Raw genomic sequence first — 8,798 nt, forward strand, 5'->3', positions numbered from 1 at the left:
CCGCTGGTCAGTAGCCGCGTGCGACATCCACCACGTTGAGCAATGGCTCGCCGTCCAGCAGCCGCTGCACGTTCTGCGCAACCTGCTGGCCGATCGTGTCGGAGCTGGCGACCGACGCCATGTGTGGCGTGACGATCAGGTTCGGTGCTTGCCAGAGCGGATCGTCGGCGGGCAGCGGCTCGACCGGGAACACGTCGACGAGTGCGCCGCCGAGTTGGCCGCCTTCGAGTGCCGCGACGAGATCGGCGACGACGAGATGTTCGCCGCGTCCGACGTGGATCAGTTTCGCACCCGGCTTCAGCCGGTTGAACGTCGACGCATTCAGGATGCCGCGCGTTTCGTCGGTCAGCGGCAGCAGGCACACGAGGATGTCGGTGCTGGCGAGGAACGCCTGCAGACCGTCGTCGTGTTCAAACAGTTCGACGCCCGGCAGCGCGCGCGGCTGGCGTGCCCAGCCGCGCACCGCATAACCGCGTTGCTGGAGATCGACGGCGACACGGCCGCCGATCTCGCCGAGCCCCATGATGCCGACCGTGCATTGCGACGGATGCGCTTGCTCCGGGCGCAACCAGCGTGCCGCCTGCTGGTTGCGCATGGCAAGGTCGAGCCGGCGGTGGAAATGCAGCACGCCCCATGTGACGAATTCGCTCATGCCGCGCGCATGCTGCGGATCGACGACGCGGCACAGTGGCAGCGCCGGCAATGCGGGATCGGCGAGGATGTTGTCGACGCCGGCCGCGATGCTGTGGACGAGGCGCAGGTTCGGCATCGCGGCGAGCGCGCCGTGCGGCGGATCCCAGCACGCGGCGATTTCCGCATCGGCGGCGCCCGGCTCGCCGTGCATCACGACGTTGAAGGCCGGCGCGGCACGCCGGATCGATGCGACGAGATGCGACATGTCGTAGCTTTTGCTAAGGAGTGCGATTGTAGTCATCGGAATCGGTGGCTGAGGCCGGCCTGGGTGGCCGGCGCATGAGGAAGGGGTTTCAGCAGCGGTAGTCGGACGCGGGATCGTCGATCAGGCGGAGTGCCGCGCGCCACGCGGTGTCGGCGATATCGGCCGATTCGTCGCGCGTGAATTGCGCGGCCGTGCGCCGGCAGACGTCGGCGGGCGGCACGATCAGTTTCGCGCCACCGGCCAGCGCCTGCACCTGCGCCTGGCAGGCACGTTCGAGGAAGTAGATTTCGTGGAATGCCTCGGCAGCCGTGGCGCCGCCCGCGAGCAGGCCGTGGTTGCGCAGGATCATCGCCTTGTGCGTCCCGAGGTCGCGCACCAGCCGCTCGCGTTCGGCGAGGTCGAGGGCAATGCCCTCGTAGTCGTGGTAGCCGAGCTTCTCGTAGAACTTCAGCGCATGCTGGCTGATCGGCAGCAGGCCGTGTTCCTGCGCGGAGACGGCGATGCCCGCGGCGGTATGCGTGTGCACGACGAAGTGCAGGTCGTCCCGCGCGGCGTGGACTGCGGAGTGGATCGTGAAGCCCGCTGCGTTGACGCGAAATCGGGCGGGCTCGCTGGCTGCGCGCGGGTCGATCACGTTGCCGTGCGCATCGATCTTCACGAGATCGGACGCGCGCATTTCGTGGAACAGCACGCCGTAGCGGTTGATCAGGAAGGTCGGCGTGTCGCCGGGCAGGCGTGCCGAGATGTGCGTGTCGATCATGTCCGTCATGCGGAAATGGGCGACGAGGCGGTACAGCGCCGCAAGGTCGGTGCGGATCGCCCACTCGTCGGGCGGGCAGTCGTGCGTGCCGGCCGGCAGGCGTGCGTCTTCGAGGGATCGCATCGGTGTCTCTCCATGTTCAGGCATTGATGGCGGGGTAGTGTTCGCCCGCGTGGGGCAGCCCGTCAATTTCATTGTGCTAATGCGGATCATTAGCGCGGCGAATGCTCGTAGGGCGCGGTGACGGACAGCACGTCGGATACCGGGTCGCCGGCCCGCAGGCGGGCGAGCAGGGCCGGCTCCGCGCGGTCCGATGCGAGCGCGGCATCGATGACGGCAGCGAGTGTCGATGCATCGGCAAACAGCACGCCGTTGTCGTCGGCCACGACGATCGAGCCCGGCGCGACCGTCACGCCGCCGCACTGGACGGGCACGCCGAACGCACTTGCGCCGTCGTCGAGGCGCTTGGTGGTCAGTGCGCTCGTGCCGCGAGCGAAGACGGGTAGACCGATCTCCCGAAGTTCGCGCAGATCGGTTACGACGCCGTCGACGACGATGCCGGCCGCGCCCGTACATTGCGCGGCCGTCGCCGTGACTGCGCCGACACACGCATGCATGTGATCGCCCTGCATGTCGATCACGAGTACATCCCCCGCCGTGAGCCGCGCCAGCGAGCGATTGACCGCGATCGCGTCGGGGCTGCGCAGTTGCAGGGTGACCGCGCGGCCCACCAGCTTCACGTCGGGAACGAGCGCATGCAGCACGGGCGGTGCGAAACCGGTTTCGAGAAAATGGCCAAGCGTCGGGAGACTCACGTTGCGCAGTTGCCGAGCGAGTGCGGGATCGAAGGAACGTGTCATGGAATTCACCGTTCGATCGGCCGGCATCATGCGCGTCCAACGACGGGTTCGTCGCGATGCGCGTTCGTAGACAAATCGCGTTTCAACGTTTCGGTGAGCAGCAGGAGTGCGAGTGCCGAAACCAGTGCGGACGCAACCATGTACCATGCGACCGACGAGCCGCGCCCGGTCGCGGACAGCAGGGCGGTCGTCACGATCGGCGTGGCCGCACTGCCGAGCAGGCCCGACAGCATGTAGCTGACCGACAGCCCCGAGTAACGCACTTCGGTGCCGAACAGTTCCGCGAGGAAGGTCGCGATCGGCCCGTAGTTTGCCGCGAACGCGGTCATCATCAGCAGGTAGCCGGCGAGCGCGAACGAGAATTCGCGGCTGTCGAGCAGCCAGAACATCGGGAATGCAAACAGCGCCTCGGCGAGAATGCCGCCGATGATGACGGGCTTGCGGCCGATGCGGTCCGACAGGCGGCCGAACAGCGGCAGCATCACGATGCAGAGTGCGCAGGCGATCAACACGATCGACAGCATCGCACCGCGCGAGTAGCCGAGCGTCTGGGTGCCGTAGGTGAGCCCGAACGCGACCATCAGGTTGAACGCGGTGCCGGTCGACATCGTCGCGACGCCGCCGAGCACGACCTGCTTGCCGTAGCGGCCAAGCACCGCGGCAATCGGCAGCTTCACTTGTGCGGCAGCTTCCTTGACTTTCGCGAAGGTCGGCGTTTCGGTCGTGTTCAAGCGGATATACAGGCCGACGCCGACGAGCAGCGCGCTTGCGAGGAACGGAATGCGCCAGCCCCACGCGAGCAGCGACTCGGGCGTCAGCATCGCGCTGCTGACGAGGAACGCGAGGTTGGCGATCAGCGTGCCGGCGGGCACGCCGATCTGCACCCACGAGCCGAACAGGCCGCGCTTGCCGGCAGGCGCATGCTCGACCGCCATCAGTACCGCGCCGCCCCATTCGCCACCGAGCGCGAGCCCCTGGACGATGCGCAGCGTGAGCAGCAACACGGGCGCCCAGATGCCGATCGCGCCGTAGCTCGGCAACAGGCCGATCGCGAACGTCGCGCAGCCCATCAGGACCAGCGACACCAGCAGCATCGACTTGCGTCCGAGCCGGTCGCCGAAATGGCCGAACAGCGCGGCGCCGACGATGCGCGCGAGATATGCGGATGCAAAGGTGCCGAACGCGAGCAGCGTGCCGACGAGCGGCACGAAGCTCGGAAAGAACACTTTGTTGAAGACGAGCGCGGACGCGGTGGCGAACACGAACAGGTCATACCATTCGACCGTCGTGCCGATCACGCTCGCGACGGCGATGTGCTTCAGGTCGTTGGGGGTTGCATGAAGCGCGGGGGATGAGGCGGCGGGACGAACCGTGGCCATGGCGTTCTCCGGGGTGGGGCGGTCAGCGTTGAGATGACGGGCCGCGCGTTGAGCACGGCAGATGCGCCTTTATCGGAAGCCAAAAACAATAAGTAAAAGTGCGTTTTCTGATTGTTTGTATTAGTGACGTTGATGATGGGCTGGGCGGTGGCTAGCGCGCCTCGGCGCTGTCATCGGTGTTGCCGTGACCGTCACCGTTGACGCGCACCGCCCCCGGCGGCCGCCCGACCACGCGCTTGAACGCGCGGCTGAACGCCGCGAGTGACCCGTAGCCGAGCCGGTATGCAACGGCCTCGATCGTCTCGCGGTCGCGTGCGATCCACTGCGCGGCGAGCCGCATCCGCAGCTCGGTCAGGTAGCGCACCGGCGTCATCCCGGTCGCCGCGAGAAAGCGCTCGGCGAACACCGAGCGCGACACGCCCGCTTCGGCGGCCAGTTCCGCAACGCTCCAGTTGCGCCCCGGATCGCGATGCAGCGCGACGATCGCGCGGCCGAGCTTCGGTTCGCGCAGCGCCTGCACCCAGCCGGTCGCGTCGCCGCATCCGCACTCGACCCAGCCGCGCACGATGAACGCAGCGACCACGTCCGCGAGCCGCGCGAGGATGCCCGCGAAGCCCGCGCGTTCGGAGCACGATTCGCGCTCCATCGCGTCGAGCATCGGGCGGATTTCCGGGTAGCGCGCGAGCAGCGTGTCGACGTGCATGAATTCCGGCATCGTCCCGACGAGCGGCTGCATGCCGCCGAGATCGAGCTCCATGCACGCGCTGAAGATCAGCGCATCGCCGGCGGCCGGCTCCGTCGCGGCGCACGACGTCGCGCCCACCGACGCGACCGTGTCGCAAATCTTCGCGACCTCGAACCCGCCAATCTCGCGGCACGGCGCATCCGGATCGGACACCAGCGCATGCGTGCGGCCGTGCGGCAGCAGGATCGCGTCGCCGGCCTCGAGTCGCACCGTCGTGCCGTCCGCGTCGCGCAGCAGCACGGGCCCGCGCCCGACGAAATGGAACTGCGCGCGGCCCGGCGCATGGCCGAAGCTCAGCCCGAACGGCCGCGGCACCTGGATCCGGCGGTACTGCACGCCGCTCAGGCGCATGCCCAGCAGCAGCTCGCTGACGAGGTCGTGCACGTCGGACACGGGAGGAAGTAGAGGATCGGACATAGCGAGATTCGGACGATCGATCAACAAGAACGGATTGTATGTCATAGACCGTCCTGTCGTCGTTCCTTACGATACGCCGTCATCAGTACTTTCCCTATACGACTCGGAACCACGCATGAATCCCGGAATCTCCTCTGCCGCCACCACGGCGGCTCCCCGCGAGCCGGCCTGGGGTGCCGTGTTCGCGATGACGCTCGGCGTGTTCGGTCTCGTCACCGCCGAATTCCTGCCCGCGAGCCTGCTCACGCCGATGGCCGACAGCCTCGGCGTGACCGAAGGCGTGGCCGGCCAGGCCGTCACGGCCACCGCGACGGTCGCGCTCGTCACGAGCCTCCTGATTTCGGCGCTGACACGCACGATCGACCGCCGGCGCGTGCTGCTCGCGTTCTCCCTGCTGCTCGTCGCGTCGAATCTCGCGGTCGCGTTCGCGCCCAACCTGGCGACGCTGCTGATCGGCCGCGTCGTGCTCGGCGTCGCGCTCGGCGGCTTCTGGACGATGGCGACGGCCACCGCGATGCGGCTCGTGCCGACCGCGATGGTGCCGCGCGCGCTGTCGATCATCTTCAGCGGCGTGGCGGTCGCGACGATCGCGTCCGCGCCAATGGGCAGCTACTTCGGGCACCTGATCGGCTGGCGCAACGTGTTCCTGATCGCGGCCGGGCTCGGCGGCATCGCGTTCGTGTCGCAGGTCATGACGCTGCCGTCGATGCCGCCGAGCGGCACGACGCGGCTGCGCACGCTCGTCGACGTGCTGCGCCGGCCGACCGTCGGCCTCGGGATGTTCGCGACGATCCTCGTGTTCACCGGGCATTTCGCGTTCTTCACGTATCTGCGCCCATTCCTCGAACAGGTTGCCGGCGTCGGCGTGAACGGGCTGTCGGCGATCCTGCTCGGCTACGGGATCGCGAATTTCGTCGGCACGTCGCTCGCGGGCCGCGTGCTCGAGCACCGGCTGCGGCCGATGCTGATCGGGATGCCGGCGCTGATGGTCGTGCTCGGCATCGCGCTCGTCGCGCTCGGCCGCGCGCCGATGATCGACGCGGTGCTCGTCGCGTTGTGGGGGATGGCGTTCGGCGGCGTGCCGGTCGCCTGGTCGACGTGGGTCACGCGCACCGTGCCCGATGAAGCCGAGAGCGCGGGCGGGCTGATCGTCGCGGCGATCCAGCTCGCGATCGCGACGGGCGCGGCGGCAGGCGGCGTCGTGTTCGACGCGAACGGCGCGGGCGGCGTGTTCCTCGGGGCGGCCGCGGTGCTGGCCGTCGCGGTTGCGACGATCGTGACCGGGGTGCCGAAGCGGGTCGGCGTGGCGCCGGCGCTGGCGGAGTGATGGGCGTGCGGACCGATCGACGCGGGCGTGGATCGGCCCGCTGCCTGGTCCGTCGAAAACCCGAGGTGTCCTGATGAAATGACCGGCGCGGGCACGTTGCATCATGCGATGTGCCCGCGTCGTGCTTCATGCGGCTTTCATCGGGCGGTCAGCCGCCTTGCTTCATCACCGCGAGCGCCTTCGTCGCCCGCAGGCAAAAGGGTACGGCCCGTGACTGATGCGCGCCACCGGCTGACGGAACTCGCAGAGCGTGCCGCTTCAGCCGCGCGTGGCTGGATCCTCCGACAGCGCGCGCAACTGGCCGCGCAACACATCGACTTCTCCTGCCGCGAACGGCCGTTCGATCTCGGCATGCGTTTGCTGCCAGAGCGGGAACGCTTCGGCCAGCAGTTGATGACCGGCCGGCGTGAGTTCGAGCAGGCGGCTGCGCTTGTCGTCCGGATCCTGCACGATCGTCACCAGCCCGCGCCGCTCGAGCGGCTTGAGCGCGGCGGTCAGCGTGGTGCGGTCCATCGCGAGCAGCGACGCGACCGATTTCATCGTGGCCGGCTTTGGCCGGTTCAGCGACATCAACAGCGAGAACTGGCCGTTGGTGAGATCCAGCGGACGCAGCGCATCGTCGAAGATGCGCGCGAGATTGCGCGCCGCGCGCTGCATGTGCAGGCACAGGCAGCAATCGCGCACCATCAGCGTCGTTTCGAAAGGAAGCTTTTCTTTGCGTGCCATGTTGCAATTGTGTTGATATCAACCTATCTTGTCAAGGGCGAGGAGCGGCAGCCCGCCGTTCCCGCCACCGGACGGAGGAAGCATGAGTGCGCAACAGCAGTTGTATCTCGCGGTATTCCTCGGCAGCAAGGATAGCCCGGGCATGAAGGCGTGGATGGCGCTACCGGAGGAGGAGCGGCGCACGCGGGAGCGGGAAGGGATCGCCGCGTGGCATGCGTGGGTCGACCGACATCGCGATGCGATCGTCGAGCCCGGCGGGCCGCTCGGCAAGACCAAGACCATCGGCAAGGGCGGCGTCACGGATACCGCCAATGCGATGAGCGGCTTCACCGTCGTGCGGGCCGCATCGCACGACGCGGCCGCCGCGCTGTTCGAAGGCCATCCGCATTTCACGCTGTTTCCGGGCGACGCGATCGACGTGATGCCGGTGCTGGCCGTGCCCGGCATGTGAGCAATGGCAGGCGCTGCGCGCGCGGTCGTCGAGGTCGATGGGCGGTTGCCTGCGCGCGGAGATCTTCCCCGACATTTTCGATGGAGACATTGCGATGAAGCTTTACGGATTCGCGGGCACGCGTTCGCAACGCGCGCTCTGGGGGCTCAAGGAACTGGATGCGGATTTCGAGTTCGTGTCGGTCAACCTGCTGGCGGGCGAGCACAAGCGGCCCGAATTCCTGCGCCTCAATCCGGCCGGCAAGGTGCCCGTGCTGGTCGACGGCGACCTCGTGATTCCCGAGTCGGCCGCGATCGTGCTGTATCTCGCGGACAAGTACCCGGAGAAGGCGCTGTTGCCCACCGATCCGGCGCTGCGTGCGCAGGCCTATCGATGGGTCATGTTCGCGGTGACGGAACTCGAGCAGCCGCTGTGGCGCATTACGCGGCATACGTTCCTCTATCCGCCGGAGAAGCGGCTGCCGGCCGATATCGAACTCGCGCGCGAGGATTTCAAGGCGATGGCCGCGATCCTCGACAAGCATCTCGAAGGGCGTGAATTCATCGTTGGCGACACGCTGACGGTGGCCGATTGCGTGACGGCGTATCTGATCGACTGGGCGAGCGAGTGCCATCTGATCGAACCGTTCCCGCAACTGCAGGCGTATCTCGAGCGGCTCTATGCGCGGCCGAAGGCGCCACAGCGGATCGCGGAGGCGAGGAAGGCGGCGTGATGCGGTGGTCGGTCGTGCCGGCGGGTGCGATCGACCACGAACATTGTTGCAGACCGTTGCCATTCGCTGGACGTGAATCTGACCATCCTTTATTTCTTCAGCTTCCGAGAAAAATGACGGTTGCTGAGAGAGAAGCATGGCCCGAGAACGAGATACGCAACGCGCGCTCACGCAATGGATAACCGGTCGTCAGTCGTATTTCCCTGAGGTGCTCGGCGCACCTGCGGCGCAGGATCTGTCGATCATGTCGTTCGTGCTCGACGAGCGGCTCGGCGAATCAGCTGTGCTCCGGAATCCGTCGCTTTACCCGCATGCGGCCGGGCGGCTCGAAGTACGTGCCGAAGCGCACGAGTCCGGTCTTCTTCAGGTGGCACGTCATCTCGAAACTAACCAGCACGCCGGGATCGTCGTTCTTGAGAATCTCGACGTCGATCGCGCGGATGCGCGGCTCGTACTTCAGCAGCGTCGCTTCCATCTGTTCCTTGAGCAGGTGCGCGGACGCCGGCAGCGCCTTGTAGATGTT

9 protein-coding genes and 1 pseudogene are annotated in these 8,798 nt (G+C 67.3%); 3 read left to right on the forward strand and 7 right to left on the reverse strand.

From position 1 onward, the window contains the following. Positions 1–7: 7 nt before the first annotated feature. The 5 genes from DIE23_RS21155 to DIE23_RS21175 all read right to left on the reverse strand — a co-directional run bounded on the left by DIE23_RS21155 (position 8) and on the right by DIE23_RS21175 (position 5,104). Positions 8–934: a glyoxylate/hydroxypyruvate reductase A gene (locus DIE23_RS21155; RefSeq protein ID WP_185646505.1), complete on the reverse strand. Its 927-nt coding sequence runs from the start codon at positions 932–934 to the stop codon at positions 8–10. 52 nt (positions 935–986) lie between these two features. Continuing rightward, positions 987–1,781 carry a class II aldolase/adducin family protein gene (locus DIE23_RS21160; RefSeq protein ID WP_124613916.1) on the reverse strand — a complete coding sequence of 265 codons (795 nt, stop codon included), beginning with the start codon at positions 1,779–1,781 and terminating at the stop codon, positions 987–989. A gap of 89 nt (positions 1,782–1,870) precedes the next feature. Continuing rightward, positions 1,871–2,518 (reverse strand): RraA family protein, encoded by a 648-nt coding sequence (locus tag DIE23_RS21165; RefSeq protein WP_124613917.1) that lies wholly within the window; start codon positions 2,516–2,518, stop codon positions 1,871–1,873. Between the two features lie 26 nt (positions 2,519–2,544). Further along, entirely contained in the window at positions 2,545–3,897 is a 1,353-nt protein-coding gene (locus DIE23_RS21170) for an MFS transporter (protein ID WP_124613918.1), read from the reverse strand. A gap of 151 nt (positions 3,898–4,048) precedes the next feature. Beyond that, a complete protein-coding gene (locus DIE23_RS21175) occupies positions 4,049–5,104 on the reverse strand; it encodes an AraC family transcriptional regulator (protein ID WP_124613919.1) in 1,056 nt (351 codons plus the stop codon). Positions 5,105–5,174: 70 nt separating this feature from the next. Between DIE23_RS21175 and DIE23_RS21180 the strand changes: the two genes are divergently transcribed. Next, entirely contained in the window at positions 5,175–6,386 is a 1,212-nt protein-coding gene (locus DIE23_RS21180) for an MFS transporter (protein ID WP_124613920.1), read from the forward strand. 258 nt (positions 6,387–6,644) lie between these two features. On the opposite strand, the gene DIE23_RS21185 is transcribed toward DIE23_RS21180, so the two are convergent. Next, on the reverse strand, positions 6,645–7,112 hold the full coding sequence (locus tag DIE23_RS21185; RefSeq protein WP_124613921.1) for a MarR family winged helix-turn-helix transcriptional regulator: 468 nt from the start codon (positions 7,110–7,112) through the stop codon (positions 6,645–6,647). 82 nt (positions 7,113–7,194) lie between these two features. Between DIE23_RS21185 and DIE23_RS21190 the strand changes: the two genes are divergently transcribed. After that, on the forward strand, positions 7,195–7,563 hold the full coding sequence (locus DIE23_RS21190; protein ID WP_124613922.1) for a hypothetical protein: 369 nt from the start codon (positions 7,195–7,197) through the stop codon (positions 7,561–7,563). Between the two features lie 94 nt (positions 7,564–7,657). After that, on the forward strand, positions 7,658–8,275 hold the full coding sequence (locus tag DIE23_RS21195; RefSeq protein ID WP_124613923.1) for a glutathione S-transferase family protein: 618 nt from the start codon (positions 7,658–7,660) through the stop codon (positions 8,273–8,275). A gap of 277 nt (positions 8,276–8,552) precedes the next feature. On the opposite strand, the pseudogene DIE23_RS21200 reads toward DIE23_RS21195, so the two are convergent. Beyond that, a pseudogene (locus DIE23_RS21200) lies at positions 8,553–8,798 on the reverse strand (type VI secretion system baseplate subunit TssE); the annotation flags it as partial.

The sequence above is a fragment of the Burkholderia sp. Bp9143 genome (genome assembly GCF_003853645.1).
GTDB lineage: Bacteria > Pseudomonadota > Gammaproteobacteria > Burkholderiales > Burkholderiaceae > Burkholderia.

Coding starts and splice junctions, on each gene's coding strand:
- DIE23_RS21155 (WP_185646505.1), bottom strand. CDS start 934: ATGACTACAATCGCACTCCTTAGCAAAAGCTACGACATGTCGCATCTC.
- DIE23_RS21160 (WP_124613916.1), bottom strand. CDS start 1,781: ATGCGATCCCTCGAAGACGCACGCCTGCCGGCCGGCACGCACGACTGC.
- DIE23_RS21165 (WP_124613917.1), bottom strand. CDS start 2,518: ATGACACGTTCCTTCGATCCCGCACTCGCTCGGCAACTGCGCAACGTG.
- DIE23_RS21170 (WP_124613918.1), bottom strand. CDS start 3,897: ATGGCCACGGTTCGTCCCGCCGCCTCATCCCCCGCGCTTCATGCAACC.
- DIE23_RS21175 (WP_124613919.1), bottom strand. CDS start 5,104: ATGACATACAATCCGTTCTTGTTGATCGATCGTCCGAATCTCGCTATG.
- DIE23_RS21180 (WP_124613920.1), top strand. CDS start 5,175: ATGAATCCCGGAATCTCCTCTGCCGCCACCACGGCGGCTCCCCGCGAG.
- DIE23_RS21185 (WP_124613921.1), bottom strand. CDS start 7,112: ATGGCACGCAAAGAAAAGCTTCCTTTCGAAACGACGCTGATGGTGCGC.
- DIE23_RS21190 (WP_124613922.1), top strand. CDS start 7,195: ATGAGTGCGCAACAGCAGTTGTATCTCGCGGTATTCCTCGGCAGCAAG.
- DIE23_RS21195 (WP_124613923.1), top strand. CDS start 7,658: ATGAAGCTTTACGGATTCGCGGGCACGCGTTCGCAACGCGCGCTCTGG.